Source organism: Marinobacter sp., assembly GCF_041595835.1.
Classification (GTDB): domain Bacteria; phylum Pseudomonadota; class Gammaproteobacteria; order Pseudomonadales; family Oleiphilaceae; genus Marinobacter.
On record NZ_JBFHJO010000015.1, the window covers coordinates 24412 to 42032 of the forward strand.

At 53.3% G+C, this 17621-nt stretch carries 14 protein-coding genes and 1 tRNA gene; 12 read left to right on the forward strand and 3 right to left on the reverse strand.

Annotated features, from left to right (window positions below; genetic code table 11):
- Window positions 1-231 precede the first annotated feature (231 nt).
- The 5 genes from pcnB (at window position 232) to pgi (ending at window position 5584) form a co-directional block, all read left to right on the forward strand.
- Complete coding sequence (gene pcnB / locus ABYA77_RS07375; RefSeq protein ID WP_372965311.1) at window positions 232-1602, forward strand: polynucleotide adenylyltransferase PcnB; 1371 nt, start codon at window positions 232-234, stop codon at window positions 1600-1602.
- A complete protein-coding gene (gene folK, locus ABYA77_RS07380) occupies window positions 1599-2102 on the forward strand; it encodes a 2-amino-4-hydroxy-6-hydroxymethyldihydropteridine diphosphokinase (protein WP_372965312.1) in 504 nt (167 codons plus the stop codon). The genes pcnB and folK (ABYA77_RS07380) overlap by 4 nt, the downstream gene beginning before the upstream one ends.
- A gap of 124 nt (window positions 2103-2226) precedes the next feature.
- The gene (gene panB, locus ABYA77_RS07385; RefSeq protein ID WP_372965313.1) at window positions 2227-3021 is read left to right on the forward strand and encodes a 3-methyl-2-oxobutanoate hydroxymethyltransferase; all 795 of its coding nucleotides are present in this window, start codon (window positions 2227-2229) and stop codon (window positions 3019-3021) included.
- A complete protein-coding gene (panC, locus tag ABYA77_RS07390; protein ID WP_372965314.1) occupies window positions 3018-3866 on the forward strand; it encodes a pantoate--beta-alanine ligase in 849 nt (282 codons plus the stop codon). Before panB ends, panC begins: the two co-directional genes overlap by 4 nt.
- Window positions 3867-3922: 56 nt before the next feature.
- Window positions 3923-5584, forward strand: a complete 1662-nt coding sequence (pgi, locus tag ABYA77_RS07395; protein WP_372965315.1) for a glucose-6-phosphate isomerase — start codon at window positions 3923-3925, stop codon at window positions 5582-5584.
- Here the strand turns inward: pgi and folK (ABYA77_RS07400) are convergent.
- Both folK (ABYA77_RS07400) and folB read right to left on the reverse strand, forming a co-directional pair.
- The gene (gene folK / locus ABYA77_RS07400; RefSeq protein ID WP_372965316.1) at window positions 5567-6082 is read right to left on the reverse strand and encodes a 2-amino-4-hydroxy-6-hydroxymethyldihydropteridine diphosphokinase; all 516 of its coding nucleotides are present in this window, start codon (window positions 6080-6082) and stop codon (window positions 5567-5569) included. The genes pgi and folK (ABYA77_RS07400) overlap by 18 nt on opposite strands.
- Window positions 6079-6438: a dihydroneopterin aldolase gene (gene folB / locus ABYA77_RS07405; RefSeq protein ID WP_372965346.1), complete on the reverse strand. Its 360-nt coding sequence runs from the start codon at window positions 6436-6438 to the stop codon at window positions 6079-6081. Before folB ends, folK (ABYA77_RS07400) begins: the two co-directional genes overlap by 4 nt.
- 145 nt (window positions 6439-6583) lie before the next feature.
- Here folB and plsY point away from each other — a divergent pair, with 145 nt between their 5' ends.
- On the forward strand, window positions 6584-7177 hold the full coding sequence (plsY, locus tag ABYA77_RS07410; RefSeq protein ID WP_372965317.1) for a glycerol-3-phosphate 1-O-acyltransferase PlsY: 594 nt from the start codon (window positions 6584-6586) through the stop codon (window positions 7175-7177).
- A gap of 5 nt (window positions 7178-7182) precedes the next feature.
- Here plsY and tsaD read toward each other — a convergent pair whose 3' ends face one another.
- Window positions 7183-8238 carry a tRNA (adenosine(37)-N6)-threonylcarbamoyltransferase complex transferase subunit TsaD gene (gene tsaD / locus ABYA77_RS07415; protein ID WP_372965318.1) on the reverse strand — a complete coding sequence of 352 codons (1056 nt, stop codon included), beginning with the start codon at window positions 8236-8238 and terminating at the stop codon, window positions 7183-7185.
- Window positions 8239-8472: 234 nt separating this feature from the next.
- Here tsaD and rpsU point away from each other — a divergent pair, with 234 nt between their 5' ends.
- The 6 genes from rpsU to ABYA77_RS07445 all read left to right on the forward strand — a co-directional run bounded on the left by rpsU (window position 8473) and on the right by ABYA77_RS07445 (window position 17605).
- Entirely contained in the window at window positions 8473-8688 is a 216-nt protein-coding gene (gene rpsU, locus ABYA77_RS07420) for a 30S ribosomal protein S21 (protein ID WP_096278179.1), read from the forward strand.
- A 152-nt stretch (window positions 8689-8840) separates the two neighbouring features.
- Window positions 8841-10595 (forward strand): DNA primase, encoded by a 1755-nt coding sequence (gene dnaG / locus ABYA77_RS07425; RefSeq protein WP_372965319.1) that lies wholly within the window; start codon window positions 8841-8843, stop codon window positions 10593-10595.
- A 117-nt stretch (window positions 10596-10712) separates the two neighbouring features.
- Window positions 10713-12560, forward strand: a complete 1848-nt coding sequence (rpoD, locus tag ABYA77_RS07430; protein WP_372965320.1) for an RNA polymerase sigma factor RpoD — start codon at window positions 10713-10715, stop codon at window positions 12558-12560.
- Window positions 12561-12622: 62 nt separating this feature from the next.
- Window positions 12623-12699: transfer RNA gene (locus tag ABYA77_RS07435), tRNA-Ile, on the forward strand.
- Between the two features lie 240 nt (window positions 12700-12939).
- Window positions 12940-14277, forward strand: coding sequence for an alkane uptake protein AupA (aupA, locus tag ABYA77_RS07440; RefSeq protein WP_372965321.1), 1338 nt, complete (start codon window positions 12940-12942; stop codon window positions 14275-14277).
- Window positions 14278-14290: 13 nt separating this feature from the next.
- Window positions 14291-17605, forward strand: a complete 3315-nt coding sequence (locus tag ABYA77_RS07445; RefSeq protein WP_372965322.1) for an Ig-like domain-containing protein — start codon at window positions 14291-14293, stop codon at window positions 17603-17605.
- Window positions 17606-17621 lie beyond the last annotated feature (16 nt).

Genomic DNA, 17621 nt, shown 5'->3' on the forward strand with positions numbered 1-17621 from the left:
AAGATTAAAAAGAATCCCAGCAAAAACAAAAATAATTGCAGATCGTCAACGCTTTGAGGGCGGGTTCGTGAAAACGGATCCGCCTTTTGATTATCTACCCACGGCAAAAGCCAAGTCCGCACTAGCTCACACAAAAAACCACATTTTCACGGCTATTATCAGCCAAACATGTGCAATTCCTGCGCAAACCGTTAAAATCCACGTTTTTGCGCTTCGCAAACACGGAATTCCATGCCTAAACGACTTGTAGACAGACTGCGTTCTTTCATGCCCGGCAACGGGAAAAAGAAAGCCAAACATTACCAGCGCCAAGAGATCCCCAGGGATCAGCACAATGTGTCCCGCTCAATGATCAGCGAGCCGGCCAAAAAAGTGCTGCACCGACTGAACAAGTCCGGTTTCGAGGCTTATCTTGTGGGCGGTGGTGTTCGGGATATCGTACTGGGGGGCAGACCCAAAGATTTCGATATTGCTACCAACGCAACGCCAGAAGAAGTTCACGATCTGTTCCGGAACTCCAGGCTGATAGGCCGCAGGTTCCGCATCGTGCACGTTGTCTTTGGCCGCGAAATCATCGAGGTTACCACTTTCCGTGGCAACGCCGGAGAATCAGAAAACGGTCACGCCGATGATGAACATAAAACCAGTGAGCATGGATTACTGTTGCGCGACAATGTCTACGGCAACCTGGAAGACGACGCCCTGAGGCGCGACTTCACCATCAATGCGCTTTACTACTGCATCCAAGACTTCACGATTATCGATTTCGCTAACGGCATGCAGGATCTTCACAACCGTCAGATTCGCCTGATCGGAGATCCGGCAACCCGGTACCGGGAAGATCCAGTTCGCATGCTTCGGGCCGTACGTTTCGCTGCCAAGCTTGGCTTTGAGATAGAGCCTGAAACAGAGGCACCCATTCGTGAACTGGCCCCTCTCTTGGGGCACATCCCCCCTGCCCGCCTGTTTGACGAAGTACTTAAACTTTTCTCAGCGGGTTATGGCGAGACCACTTATCAGCTACTCCGGGATTACGGGTTACTTGAACTACTGTTCCCGGAGACTGTCAGGGCCCTTGAAGCCGGCGAATCCGATGAACTTATCCGTCAGGCCTTGCGCAATACGGATGCAAGAATAGCCCAAGGTAAATCGGTAACTCCGTATTTCCTGTTTGCAGCCATGCTATGGCCGGCACTTCAGGCTGAGTGGCGTCGCCGACAAGACAACGGCGACCCGGTTCAGCCTGCCTTGCATGGTGCCATTGGCAAGGTAATCGGCCGCCAGGTTCAGGCAACCTCTATACCCAAACGGTTCTCAGGCCCCATGAAAGAAATCTGGGAACTCCAGATTCGGCTTCCTCGCCGCCAAGGAAAGAGAGCACTCGCGACCGTCTCACACCCGCGCTTCCGCGCTGCTTATGACTTCTTGCTGGTACGGGAATCCGCAGGCGAAATAGAACCCGGCCTTGGCGATTGGTGGACAAAGTTCCAGAAAGTCGATGAACGCGGTCAGGAAAAAATGCTTTCTGAATTAGGCTCGTCTGCCGGCCCCCGGAAACGTAGCCGCAAGCGCAATCCGGTCAAGAGGCCACCCCAGTCGTGACAACCGTTCTGGCCTATGTAGGCCTGGGCAGCAACCTGCAAGACCCAGCGGCACAACTGGCACGGGCGGTGATGGAATTGGCCCGCCTGCCGCAAACCATGCTGCAGGCTCAGTCGCCATTTTACGCCAGTCGCCCGGTTGGCCCACAGGACCAGCCTGACTTCGTAAATGGCGCAGTAGAACTGAGCACCAGTCTGCCACCACTAGAGCTACTGGATCACCTGCAAGCCATTGAGCAAGCTCACGGCAGGGAAAGGCTCAGACACTGGGGCCCTCGTACCCTTGATCTGGATTTATTGTTGTATGGCAACAAAACTCTGGATAACGAGCGTTTGAAGGTGCCCCACGCTGAACTGGCCAACAGGGACTTTGCACTGCAGCCATTACTGGATCTCAACCCTGAGCTTACCCTGCCTGACGGGCGTCGCATCGATCAGTTACGCGCACAGTGCCCAGACAACCGGTTACGCCTGTTGCTTCCTTTGGCTAAAACGGACTGACCCAAAGACCAAGACGCCATGCTACTCTTGTGTCTTACCTACCTCGGCATTAATCTAGTACATCTCTAAACACCGGAAGACCCCGACTTATTACTGGCCCATCCACCCAAAAGGCAAGGATCTTATGGCAGTTACCATCAATACCCTGCGGGAATTCAAACAAAAGGGCGAAGCCTTCTCAGCCCTGACCTCTTACGACTCCACTTTTGCACAAGTGGTCAGTGAAGCAGGTGTGGATGTAATCCTTATTGGTGACTCTCTCGGCATGGTCCTTCAGGGCAACGACAGCACGCTCCCGGTCACCATGGACCATATGATTTATCACACCCACTGCGTCGCCAAGGGCAATAAGGGCTCCCTGATCATGGCCGACATGCCCTTCATGTCTTACGGCACCATTGCGGACGCCCTCGACAATGCAGCTGAACTGATGCGCGCCGGGGCTCACATGGTCAAACTGGAAGGCACAGACTGGATGAAGGATACCATCGAAGCTTTGAGCGAGAGGGGCGTACCTGTGTGTGCTCACCTGGGCCTGACGCCACAGTTCGTCAATAAATTTGGTGGCTACAAAGTCCAGGGGCGCGACGAAAAGGCCGCCGAGGCAATGATTGAGCACGCCTGCGAACTGGAAGCCGCCGGCGCCGACGTTATTCTTCTGGAGTGTGTGCCGGCGCCTCTCGCCGCCCGCATTACCCAAGCGGTAAAAGCTCCGGTAATCGGCATCGGTGCCGGTTCCAGCACGGACGGACAGGTTCTTGTACTGCATGACATGCTTGGTATAACCCCGGGCCGCAAGCCACGTTTTGTGAAGAACTTCCTGGCTGAAACCGACTCGATTCCGGAAGCCATCGCTGCGTACGCTAACGCCGTCAAAACGCGCAGTTTCCCCGCCGAGGAGCATACGTTCAAAGCATGAGAACCGTACATTCACTCAAAGAACTTCGTAACATCCTTAAGGCCTACCGCCAACAGGGTAAAACTATCGCGCTGGTGCCAACCATGGGCAACCTTCACGATGGCCACATATCGCTCGTGCGCAAAGCCTCAGAAGCAGCCGATGTTGTGGTTACCAGTATTTTTGTAAATCCGATGCAGTTTGGCGCAAACGAAGACCTTGATTCATACCCCCGGACACTGGCGGAAGATCAGGATAAACTTGCACCGGCGGGTAACACATTGATATTTGCGCCTCCGGTTTCAGAAATCTACCCGGAAGGGCTCGCCAACCAAACGAAAGTAGTTGTTCCTGAAGTCAGTGAAGGCCACTGTGGCGCCAGCCGGCCAGGCCACTTTGAAGGCGTCGCTACAGTCGTAACCATGCTGTTCAATATGATTCAGCCTGACATCGCCGTTTTCGGTGAAAAGGACTTCCAACAGCTAGCCGTAATTCGAAAAATGACCCGCGATCTGATGATGCCCATCGAAATCGTAGGTGCTCCCACCGTTCGCGAAGACGACGGCCTGGCCAAGAGTTCACGTAACGGCTACCTGTCTGACACTGAAAGAGCCTCCGCGCCGGTTGTTTATCAGACTCTGACAAATGCGGCCAGGCAACTGGAACAAGGGCGGACTGATTTCACCGCTATCGAGCAGGAAGCTCAAGAGACCCTTTCCAAAGCCGGTCTGCGCCCTGACTACTTTAATATTGTGAACAGCCTGACGCTGAAACCAGCAACAGTAGACGACTCAGAAGTTACCTTGCTAGTGGCTGCCTTTCTCGGCACCACCCGGCTGATCGACAATATTTCCATAACCCGCTGAATACAGGACTTGCTGCCTCACTGTAAAGAGAGGCAGCGAACAGAAAGGACGCTCTGATGCCAGTCAAGCCGGTACCACTGACTCAAAAACCAGAATGGCTGGCTCTTCTCCAGCAGAAAAACCAGCTGGAAAACCTGACCATGCGAGCCATGTTCCAGCAAGACCCGCAACGCGCGCAGCGCTACCTGATTGAAGGCGCAGGGCTAACACTGGATTTTTCACGCAACCGCCTGAACGATGACACGCTCACCGCCCTCATCAATCTGAGTAAAGCCTGCGGTCTGGAGCAACGCACCTCCGACCTGTTCAACGGTGCTACTGTCAACCTCACCGAAAACCGGCCGGCACTACACACCGCCTTACGTCAGCCAGAAAACACCACAGTGCTGGTAAAAGGCACCAACATCATCCCGGAAGTTCATGCCACACAAGCCCGAATGGCGCAGCTGGACAGAGAGATCAAGAACGGCACCCGAACCGGCTACACAAAGCGCCCATTCACTGACGTGGTCAGTATCGGTATCGGTGGATCTTTCCTCGGCCCAAAACTGGCCGTGGAAGCGCTAAAGCCGTACTGGCAAGGCCATCTGCGCTGTCACTTCGTAGCCAACATTGATGGCACCGACATCTCAGAAACACTGAAACGGCTTAATCCTGAAACCACGTTATTCCTGCTGCAATCAAAGTCATTTCGTACTCAGGAAACTCTTGATAACAGCCTGGTAGCACGACAGTGGTTCCTCACTAACGGCGGCAACAAAAATGCTATCAGCAAGCACTTTATGGCTGTCACTGCCAATGTAGATGCCGCCGTTCGTTTCGGCATCCACAAAGAAAACATCTTTCCTATGTGGGATTGGGTGGGCGGACGCTATTCACTCTGGTCGGCTATCGGCCTGCCCATTGCCCTGATGGTGGGGATGGATAACTTCCGTGCCTTGCTGGCCGGCGCTCACGCCATGGACACCCATTTCAAAGAAGCCCCGGCCGAGCAGAACCTGCCCGTAGTGATGGCCATGCTCAGCATCTGGAACAATAACTTCTGGGGCGCTGGCAGCCATGCAGTGCTGCCTTATGATGAATACCTGAAACACCTGCCAGAACATCTCCAGCAACTCGACATGGAAAGTAATGGCAAACAAGTCACCCAGCACGGTGCAACGTTCGAGTACGGTACGGGCCCGATCATCTGGGGTGGTGTCGGCGCTAACGGCCAGCATGCCTATCATCAGTTGCTACATCAGGGAACCCGGCTGATTCCCGCAGACTTTATCATTCCGTTGACCTCACACAACCCGGTAGCGCATCACCACGCCACTCTGTTTGCCAATTGTTTAAGCCAGGCCCGAGCTATGATGACAGGCAAAACCGAGGCAGAAGCAACTCAGGAGCTGATGAATAGCGGCATGGACAAGGCCGCGGCTAAACGCCTGGCCCCACACAAAGCTATCCCTGGCGACAAACCCAGCAACATCCTTCTGATGACAAAAGTAACACCCGATACCCTGGGGGCATTGATTGCTCTCTACGAGCACAGAACGTTTGTTCAGAGTGTCATCTGGGACCTGGACTGCTTTGATCAATGGGGAGTGGAGCTGGGAAAACAGATGGGAGGCGAGATTCTACCGCGCCTGCTCAACGATACGGAAAAGGGCTCCACGGGTGACAGTGCAACCGACAATCTGGTCGCCCTGTTTCGCTCAGCTAACCGCCATTGATATCTTTCGGCCTTGCCAGATAAAGTCCACCGGCCAGAGCTTCTGATCGGTAGCATAGCATTGCCACAAATCTCGATAGCTCTTCAGACTTACCGGATGCTGAACCTCTGGAGCTATATCTGCCAGAGGCTTCAACACAAAAGCATTCTTCAGGATTTCACCACGGGGCAGTTCCACACCAGCCACAACACCAACAAGCTCGCCATAGGTCAGAATATCCAAATCCAACGTACGAGGACTGAACTTCCGCGCACCGGGGCTTCGGCCGCATTCCAGTTCCAACTGCTTCAACTGACCCGAAAGTTCGGCTAATGGCAGCTTCGTCTGGAAGCTCACCACCAGATTCAGAAAATTCGACCCATTAAAGCCTACCGGCTCACTCTCGTATACCGGAGACACGTCCAGCTCGCCAAACCTACCCTGCAACATATCCAGAGCCATAGCCACATGCCGGTAGCGCTCAACATTACTGCCAATGCCGAGATACACTTTCGTCATGTAAGATTGCCTCGCTCAATACGAACTCCTACAGAGGTCGCCGCTGGCACGGCGCCCGGCTTTCTGATTGTCAGCCGAAGCCAGCCAACACCAAACTCTTGTTGCAGAAGCTCGGCTACCGTTTCTGCCGCAGTCTCTAGCAACTGGGGTTTCAAGTTCTGAACGCATTGGCCAACCCGTTCACTCACCGCAGCATAATCCAATGCATCCGCCACACTGTCGCTCGTCGCAGGCACCCGGTTATCCCAGGCCATCTCCAAGTCCACAAGAAGGCGCTGAGTAATCTCACGTTCCCAGTCATAAACACCAATGACAGCATCCACCGCCAAACCTTCAATAAGCACTACATCTGCCAAACCAGACTCCCTAGCCTTAACACTCTTGGCTGATTGAATATTAAACAGACAAGCGATACTGTGGCCGTTCGCCTGCTCGCCTGAATTTGGGGCGGACATTTTCTCACAGAACACTGGCGCCGTCTGCGCAGCTTTCGAGCCCACTATGAACCTGGCAAACCATCCGATTCTGATTGTATTACTCTGCTTTGGTGCTTATCTCGCCGGATCGGTGCTGTTCGCTATTCCTGTCTGCAGGGCCTGGCACCTTCCAGACCCAAGAGCACAAGGGTCTGGCAACCCTGGGGCGACCAACGTGTATCGTGCAGGCGGCTGGCAACCAGCTTTGGCCACACTCATCCTGGACGCTCTCAAAGGCTGGCTACCGGTTTGGCTGGCCTATCAAGCCGATATGTCTATTCTGGTTCAGGCAATGGTCGCGCTATGCGCTGTCACCGGACACATGATTCCAATTTTTTTCCGGTTTAAAGGCGGGAAAGGTGTAGCAACCGCTCTGGGTGCCGGCCTGGCCCTGGCCCCGTCATCGACGCTTATTATGTCTGCAGTCTGGCTGGCCATTATGTGGCGCTGGCGCATCTCTGCTTTGGCATCATTAGTCGCTATCGGCTCCGGCCCCGTCATCAGCGCTCTGCTAGAGCCAGAAACACTGCCGTTATTTGGCCTGTTAGCCCTGCTTATTGTCGTGCGCCACCGCAACAACCTTATCCGTCTGGCCCAGGGTCGGGAAACCGGCCTGTAACGCAGTCAATCCACCAGACCATTGGTGCGGGACTCATTCACTGAAGGCAGAGTATCCATCGGCCAGCGAGGCACCGACACAATGCGCTCACCGTCTTTCTGACCCATCCTCAATCGCTGAGCACCGGCATAGGCAATCATCGCACCGTTGTCAGTACAGAACTCTGGGCGGGCATAGAAGACAGAACCATCCAGCTTTCCCGCCATTTTTTCGAGCCCGGCCCGCAGGCGTTTATTCGCACTGACTCCCCCGGCAATCACCAGCCTTTTACAACCGGTATGCTCCAATGCTCTCCGGCACTTGATGGTCAAGGTATCTACCACGGCTGTCTCAAAAGCCAGTGCGATGTCGGCTTTCACCTGTTCACCGAATTCGCCCTTATCCCGTGCATCATTAACGGTGTTCAAGGTGTAGGTTTTCAAACCACTGAAGCTGAAATCCAGACCGGGCCGATCGGTCATTGGCCGAGGAAACCGGTAACGACCATCTCGCCCTTTCTCCGCCAAAGCAGCCACTCTGGGGCCACCCGGATAATCCAGCCCCAACATCTTAGCAGCCTTGTCAAAGGCTTCGCCCGCCGCGTCATCCACCGATTCACCCAGCATTTCATACTCACCAATTCCATCCACTCGCACCAACTGGGTATGCCCGCCGGAAACCAATAAAGCAACGAAAGGAAATTCTGGCGGGTTGTCTTCCAGCATCGGCGCAAGCAAATGCCCTTCCATATGATGAACACCTAGCACAGGAATACCCAACGCAAAGCCAAGAGCATGAGCCACAGCCCCCCCCACCATCAGCGCCCCAATCAGGCCAGGCCCGGCGGTATATGCAATACCCTGGATGTCGGCACGGGTTTTCCCGGCATCAGCCAGCACCTGATCGCACAGCGGTAACAATTTGCGAACATGATCCCGCGACGCCAGCTCCGGCACCACGCCGCCATAGTCCGCATGCATATCAACCTGACTGAACAAGGCATGAGCCAGCAGCCCAAGCTCGTCATCAAACAAAGCAACGCCGGTCTCATCGCAGGAAGTTTCAATACCAAGAATCAGCATAATCAGGGCCGTGTCAGCAGGGAGTGGAATGAACTGAACTTATTTTAACAGAAAGCCGAAAGCCTCCGGGACTTTCGTTGAACAATGATTGACCTGCAACGTCCTAACCGCTATCATTGCCGCCCTTAATTATGCACTGGTCGAGTTATAACCAATCTGACCAGGAATCGAGCCGCGAGAATCTATTCCAGCGGAACAATTTGAAACCGAATCTATCAGGTAGGTGATTGTCGAATGCCAGCTGTTAAACTGAAAGAGAACGAACCGTTTGACGTAGCACTGCGTCGCTTCAAGCGTTCATGTGAAAAAGCCGGTGTACTGTCTGAAGTACGTCGTCGCGAACACTACGAAAAGCCTACGGCTGTTCGTAAGCGCAAAGCAGCTGCTGCCGTTAAGCGTCATCTCAAGAAGCTTCAGCGTGAGCAGCGTAAGTTCGAGCGTCTGTACTGAGTTCAGGTCGCATCGACAGCAAGACTGATTGCCGGAACGGCGTTTCGCCTTATCCGGCAAACTGAAAATGCCGCCGAGGCCTGGCTTCGGCGGCATTTTTGGCTATGGTGAATAACGTTTGTATCCGGCGCCCCGGATGAAGTGGAGCCACCATGAGCGGACTGATCCCTCAACGCTTTGTTGAAGACCTGTTGGATCGAATTGATCTTGGGGAACTGATCGGATCACGCATTACTCTCAAAAAAGCCGGTGGTAACTACAAGGCCTGCTGCCCATTCCATGACGAGAAAACACCCTCGTTTAATGTTCGGCCAGACAAAGGCTTTTATCACTGCTTCGGTTGTGGTGCTCATGGCGACGCCATCAGCTTTATCCGCGAATTTGAGGGCCTGGGCTTTACCGAAGCTGTGGAAGAGCTCGCCAAACGAGCCGGCATGGAAGTGCCGTATGACAAAGCCGCCAAGCAGGAAATGCAGCAGGCGCGGACGCTGACCGACGCTCTGGATTTTGCCAGTAGGTTTTACCACTCAACACTGGCCAGTCAGCAAGGCGCATATGCACGAGACTACCTGCAGCAACGCGGCCTGGACGATGACATCATCACGCGATACCAGATCGGCTTCGCTCCAGGCACTGGCACTGCACTGTATGACGCAGCACCCAAGGATCTGAAAGGACCACTACTGGAAACCAAAACCGTTTCCGATAAGTACGGCAAGCCGAGAGACCTGTTCCGCAACAGGGTCGTGTTTCCCATCCGGAACACTCGAGGCAAAACAATTGCGTTCGGCGGCCGCACATTGGGCGACGACAAAGCCAAGTACATCAACTCGCCGGAATCAGACGTATTTCATAAAAGCCGCGAGATTTACGGCTTACACGAAGCCCGGCAAGCCACTCGCCAGCTGGACAAGCTGCTGGTTGTAGAAGGCTACATGGACGTCATCGCTCTGGCCCAGCACGGCATAGATTATGCTGTTGCGACACTGGGTACAGCGACCAATCAAGACAGCTTGACCGCTCTGCTCCGGCATGTGCGGCACATAGTCTTTTGCTTTGATGGCGATCAGGCAGGCTTCAAAGCCGCTGATCGCGCCATGGAAAACGCACTGGAACTGATCGCAGACGGCCTGCATTTACAGTTCCTGATGCTTCCCGAGGGCGAGGATCCGGACACACTGGTCCGCAAGGAAGGCGCTACCGCTTTCCAGAAACGAATTGATGGAGCCACACCACTCTCGCGCTACTTGTTTGACCGCCAGAGTGAGGGCCTGGACCTACAGCTTCCGGAACACCGGGGCGAACTGAGAGCCAGAGCCGAGCCGCTATTGAATAGAATGCCTCGCAGCACGCTGCGGGATGCCATGTGGCAAGAAATGCTTCGCCTGTGCGGCGGCCGAAGCCAATGGCAAAGCCGCCAGCAAAATGGCAAAAATTACAAAGCCAAAGGTTGGCGTGGCGAACGCCAGCACCGTCCAACGGAAGAACGGATTGATGTAAAACTCAGTAAAGACAGCACGCTGTGCCTGGCTTTACTGGAGGCGCCGGAATTGGCCATGGAAGTAAAAGCTCAGGCCGACAGCGCACGAAAACTTGAGCAAGCAGGGCGTTTTGCCCGCTGGCTTCTGGAAAAAAACATCCAAACCCGCAAAGCATTAGTTGCGGGGCTGGCAACCGACAAACAGGCCCGTGACAGGTTCTACAACCTGTTTGACGGTCTGGAGCACATACCGGCACGGGAACGCACGCTGGCCGCCGCCAGAGAGCTGCTAAGCCCGAATGAAGAAGCCGCGCGCCAGCATAGACTGGCAACCCTGCTCCGGAACCTGGCAAAGCTCACCCCAGAAGAACGGGATGAGCTAAGAACACTCAGCACAGGTACGTTAAATCCGAAGGCTGAGGATTGAGCACTTGAAACTATTGTCATTGATCACCATCTAACCATTCAGTGGCAGACCAGATAGGCGACAGCTATAATGGCTGTTTAATTTTTTCCTCTTTAAAAGCGAGTTCACAGGGTGTCTATGTCAGGCAATTCGCAAAAATCACGTTTAAAAGACCTTATCGCACGAGGCAAGGAACAAGGTTACCTGACTTACGCCGAGGTAAATGACCACCTGCCGGAAGATATTGCAGACCCGGACCAGGTCGAAGACATCATTCGCATGATCAACGACATGGGTATTCAGGTAACCGAAGTGGCACCGGATGCCGATACCCTCCTGATGACCGACGGAGACTCCACCGCTGACGAAGCCGCTGCCGCCGAGGCTGCTGCTGCTCTCGCCGCTGTAGAATCTGATGCTGGCCGCACCACTGATCCTGTGCGCATGTACATGCGTGAAATGGGCACCGTGGAGTTGCTGACTCGTGAAGGCGAAATTGTTATCGCCAAGCGAATCGAAGAAGGCATCCGTGACGTCATGGCAGCCGTTGCCCATTTCCCGGGGACTGCAGGCACGGTCATTCAGGCTTACGACCGGATTATCGAAAACGAAGGTCGCATCAGCGACATCGTTACCGGCTTCCTGGATCCAGACGACGCCGAGCCGTTCATGGGCGAAGAAGTCGTTGAAGAAAAACCCGCTTCTGACGGCAATGAATCTGACGATGCAGATGACGACGAAGAAGAAGAGGAAAAAGAAAACGGCCCAGATCCGGAAGAAACCCGCCTGCGTTTTGAACTGCTGAAAGAAAAACTGGAAGCAGCTAACGAGGCTCTGGCCAAACACGGCCGTGGCCATAAGAAAACCCAGGAAGCACTGAACGATCTGGGCCAGGTATTTGCACCATTCAAGCTGGGCAACAAAGCCTTTGATGAGCTCGTTAATGTGGTTCGCTCTACCAACGATCTGGTACGTGAAAACGAGCGGGCCATCATGCAGATTTGCATCCGCGAATCCAAGATGCCCCGCAAGGACTTCATTAAAGAATTCCCGGGCAATGAAGTGAATCTTGACTGGGCGCCGAAAATTGCCAAAAGCAAAAAGCCCTACGCCGCAGCCATCGGTGAGCGCCTGGACGAAATCATCCGGCTGCAAAAGCGGATCCACAATGTGCAGGTTGACGTCGACTTAGACGTTGTTGACATCAAAGAGATCAACCGTCGCGTCTCTATTGGCGAAGCAAAAGCTCGTCGCGCCAAGAAAGAAATGGTTGAGGCCAACTTGCGACTGGTTATTTCCATCGCCAAAAAATATACCAACCGCGGCCTGCAGTTCCTGGATCTTATCCAGGAAGGCAACATCGGCCTAATGAAAGCGGTCGACAAGTTTGAATATCGTCGTGGCTATAAATTTTCTACTTACGCCACTTGGTGGATTCGTCAGGCTATCACCCGCTCTATTGCGGACCAGGCCCGCACCATCAGGATTCCGGTGCATATGATTGAAACCATTAACAAGCTCAACCGTATTTCCCGTCAGATGTTGCAGGAAATGGGCAGGGAGCCCACACCGGAAGAGCTTGGCGAACGAATGGAAATGCCTGAGGAAAAAATCCGCAAGGTATTGAAGATCGCTAAAGAGCCGATCTCTATGGAAACACCGATCGGTGACGATGAAGACAGCCATCTGGGCGATTTCATCGAAGACATTCAGGCGTTATCGCCCGTCGATTCCGCCACGGCCGAAGGCCTGCGCGAAGCAACCCGCTCCGTGTTAGCGGGCCTGACCGCCCGTGAGTCCAAAGTACTGCGCATGCGTTTCGGCATCGAAATGAACACCGACCACACCCTCGAGGAAGTCGGCAAACAATTCGATGTAACCCGTGAGCGCATCCGTCAGATCGAAGCCAAGGCCCTGCGCAAACTGCGCCACCCTTCTCGTTCTGACCACTTGCGTGGCTTTATTGACGACCAGGGTAACGGATAAAGCAGAAAACACAGTAGCGGGCGTCATCCCTCATAGGTATAATGGCGCCCGCTTTTGTTATCGGGCCTATAGCTCAGTTGGTTAGAGCAGAGGACTCATAATCCTTTGGTCCCTGGTTCGAGTCCAGGTGGGCCCACCATTTCCCCTCCCCAGAATTATTTCGCAATAAAAACACTCTCTACGGCCTATCGGGCCAGAAAAACTCTGATGGCACCAAGAAATGCGCCTCTGTACGTGGTATTACTGACACAGCTTCGTGTCAAACAGACCAAGGCCCTGACGTCAGAAGCCCAATACACTTAACGCTGAATAATCGTACCAATCCCTCCATCCTTTGGCGGGACCGTGCAAAACAATAAAGAGCGAACGGAGTGTATAAATGGTTCTTCCCACCCGATTTTCTGTACGGGCAACGACCCTTGCTGTTGCAGCTGTATCCGCCACCCTTTCCATGCCAGCCACCGCCAGCATGGGCAACCTGGGCACCACTTATGGCGTGATGCCAGTAGACGTTGCCACAGCCCAGTCATTGTCCATGTTCAATGACCAGGTCTCTGCCACTTACTACAACCCGGCCGCTCTTACCAAGGATAAACGAGGGGAACTGACATCCGGCATTCTACATGCCGACCAAGAGCTCCGTTCAGCCAACCCGAATGCCAACGGCGATATTGTGTCAAGCTCACCCAGTCAGCATGTTCTTATCGGCATGAAAACCAACCTGAGCTCACTGACCCGCTTCGAGCATCCAATTTATCTGGGATTTATTGCCGGTGTGGAAAAATACGGTAAAGAAATGCTGGCCTTTAAGTCCGAAACCAGTGAGGCAGGGCAATACCTGCAACACGGCAAAGAGCCGCTGTTCCTTAACTTAGGCGGCGCCACTCCGATTTGGCGAGGTATTTCTGCAGGTGCATCTGTGCGTGTCACACTGGAAGCTTCTGCCCAACTGAGCGCAGTCTCCACTTTGGGCGGCGAAACAAGCCGTGAACAATTAGCCGTTAACGCCGAGCCCACACTCAAAACCATCCTGGGCACAAACATCGACTTCGGTAGCACTTTCTGTCCTGACACCGACTGCATTCTTAGCGGTTGGGAAACGGCATTGACCTACCGTACCAAATCTTCAGCAAAAACCTCCGTTGGCTCCGATATCATCGTCACCCAAATTGTCCCCGATCCGGGACTTAGCCTGACCGTAGCGACAATTGACTCATTCCAGCCAGAAACCCTTGTCCTTGGTACACAGTACTCCGGGAACCGGTGGCGAATTGGCGGCAGCATCGAGCAGCAGAACTGGTCAGAGCTTGAGAACGAATTCAGCAGAGACAACATCAAAGATCAGGCCTCTCTGGCAGCAGCGAGCCGCATCCGGTTTGACGACATCCTCATTCCCCGCCTGGGAGCTGAGTACCAGCTGAATAAGAATTTTTCGGTTCGTGGCGGCATCGCTTATGAGCAATCGCCACTTAAAACAACTCGCAACCCAGAGCTCAACTACCTGGATACCGACAAAATCATCGTAGGCTTAGGCGTCAGCGCTACCTACAATCGCACACACTTACTGGCCTTCCCGGTACGTTTAGACCTTGGCTATCAATACCAACAACTACAAGAACGGGACTTCACCCTGATTGACTATGACGGTACAGAAACCAACGTCACTGCCGATGGTGATATCCACGTACTCAGCGGCTCCATCACCCTGAAGTTCTGAGGAGAAGCAGGCCATGAAAAAGTTAAAGACACTCTTAGTTATCCCCACCCTGCTACTTGCAGCCTGTGGCGGAGACGAGCAAAGCATTAACGAAAAAGTAACGCCCGGATCACTGGTTTATTCTTACCCGATGGATGGTCAAACGAATGTCAGCCCCAAAGCTGATATCGTTCTTCGCTTCACTCATGCCATCACAGACAACGAAGCGACACTAGCGAAAAAGATTCTGCTGACATCAGGCAGTGGCACCCCCGATTTCACTATCACAAAGGTAGACAATGGCAAAAGCCTGAACCTTCAAATTGCTGAAGGTCAGGCTCTTGCCAGCAAAGCCAGCTACTCAGTCACCTTCAAGGAGCCCCTCATTGCTGAAGAGGGCCGCGAAATCGCTACGCCAAATGCTAAAAATGATGATAAGCCGGGTATTCAGTTCAACACCCGTGCAGAATATAGCGGCGCGGCTGAACTGGCCGTAACTTCAGAAGCTTTCAAAGTTGCCTTACAGGTTCCACAAAATGGCTCACCATTCGAAGCCATGAACTTCTCCACCTTCCGACTGGCCATGACCCACCCGATTCATCCGGAGTGGAAGGAATACGGGGGCTCCATTGAGCTCCTCGACAAGAAGGGCGCAGCTGTACCGTCCACTGTTCTGGTAAAAGGCAATCGCATTACCGTTGACCCTTGTGTTACGAAAGATCCGAAAGCCTGCGGCAGCAAGGCCGATATACTGCAAGAAGACCAAACCTACACCCTGAAACTGAACAATCTTGTCAGTCTGATCAACGGCCCTGATGGTAAGCGTTTCACTAAAGAGTTCCGCTTCACGCCAAAAGATACCGGCCCGACCGTCGTGCTTCAGCAATCGGCTATCGACTCAAACAACGAATCGATTACCTCCGTACTGAACGGCCAACCAATCAACTCGGTCACCCTGAACTCTGTTCTGTTGGGTGAAGCCGGCCCGTCACAACAATCCGGCGATCTGTTTGCGGAATTGGCGTATGCCCCGTCATTCAAAGCTGACGAAGCTCTGCCATTGCGTATTCCCAAAGGCAGCGTGTTACTGAGTACCAGCCTGGATGTTCTGGTTGGTGGTAATGTTCCCGTATTAGACGCAGCAACTAACCAGTTTCAAACCACAGGCGACATTAAGGTTACCTTGCTCTCGGATGCCTCTGGATATATGAGCCCGAATCAATATACCGACGACCTGAACGCGCCTCGCCACATCACCTTGTTTATGGATATTTCCATGAACACAGAGGAAGCACAGCCCAACGCCGCCATGTCACAAGACCTTCTTGGCGTGGAACTGCGAGGCATTGCTCTTGTGCAGAATGGCATGCTGACGATTGATGCTATCGGTATGGTAGAACCCAACCTGCTTGGTCAGGAATACGCCGATTCCACCATCGCATTTCAGCTACAGGCAGCTACCGACGTCGACTCGGTTCTTGATGCTGAGGTGTTGCGTAAAATCGACAATACAGCGCCTCAGCTTGTGAGCTGGATGCCCGGGGACAAGGAAAACGCTATCCCCAATACGCGTCAATCAATGCAGCGACCAGGTGATCCAGTGATTCTTTTTTATGATGAGCCTCTGGATCCAGCTTCTATCACAAACGGTGTCACTCTTTACGCAGACGATACGCCAGTAGAAAAACTCATCACCAAGGTCGATGGCACTGCACTTATCATTAACCCCGAAGGGGGACTGAAGCACGGAGTCGAGTACACGCTGGACATTGATGGCGTTTCAGATCTGGCCAGCAACAACGCCAATAAGCTGTCGCTGACATTTGCGCTGGACCCAATAGACAGTTCGCCGAATTCTGTCTCCCAGCGCCCACCGTTAGCACTCACCACCTATCCCGGGTTTCCCTGCGAAACTGACCACAGCATGCTTGACCTTGAGAAGGGCGTGCTCGGCCAGTGCTATGACGTGCGAGGAAATGCTTACAACAAAGGCCGGGCCGCTACTGTCGACACCTTACCTGTCAGCCAAATGCCCTCCGATCGTCCGATCACTGTGGTATTTTCAAAAACCATGAATACGGACTCCTTCATTTTAGGAAGAACGTTCACCGTTGAAAAAGTCTATCAATCTGGCGTAGGAGGCAGTACCGTCAGAGTTATTGAGAGCGTGCCTGGACGGCTTGAAAAAAACGCTCAACGCATACGATTCTTCCCGCAGAAGCCGTGGGAAGTCGGCTCTCATTATAGGTATACACTGGCCTCCTCAGAGAGCGCTGATGCATGCGCTTCCGGAAATTACAGGGCTATATGCGACACCCATAATTTAGCTCTTAAAACCGATCTTCTGGAAGGCCTGAACGACTCGCATGCCGGCGATGACCCTCTGGTTATCTATTTCACAGCCACAGAAGCCTTACCGAGCGTTTTCTCGCCCCTGCGCAACCTCCCCGTTCGGGACACCAACTCAAACTTCCTTGTTGACTGCAATCCCTATGAGAGCAGTAAGGGAAACAGGGCTTTCGAAAATACAGACACTTGCCTGGAACCTTTTCAGCATGAGGGAAGCGATGCTGATGGCTGGGTTCCCTCTGCCAACTCAACGAAACTTGCCGTTCGTAACCAGACGGCTCATGCCAGCGCTCTCGCTGGCGGCGATATACCAGCGCAAGTTGGGTGTGAGGCAGGCGAAGGAGTGAGCTGTCCCCGAAGTAAATTCATCTACCAGACCTATGCCCTCAACACCGAAGTCAAAGGTCCAGGAGTCTATGACCCAGATCCGGATATTGACGGAGATGAAATCGACGGGGTTCTCGTTGACTTATACCCGACGCTACTCGCAACAAGCTCTATCAGCGTGTTTACAAAAATAAAACTGGCCGGTTTGATTCCTTTACAAGAGGAAACCATTACAAATACACAGGTGCTCAGAATGCGCTACGCAAAGGATGATCCCACCTGTACTGGCAACGACTGTGCGCGCAATTCACTCATTCCCGGTGTCATTGCGAAAGGTGAGAATGATCAACCTGTCTTCATCACTAAAGCGGAATTGCTACTTGATGCACCAGATATGGTTATCCCTCTGGGTGGAACACATGATCTGTACGGCCGTCCATTCACACTCGACCTTAAAGGCGACATCACCTTTTTCGATGACGGCCGGATGCAAATCGAGCAACGCAACGTGAATTTCGTAGGGGACTCAGATGAATTGCTGGTAACAGCCAATACTGCGGGAATTTCCCACATAGGCTTGGTAACCATCAAGCTACCTCTGGAAATCCCTGTTGGCGGTACGTATCTCAACTTCATATCGAACCCGGTAAAAGACCTGCCAATTCAACAATAATTCAGGTGTTACTGTT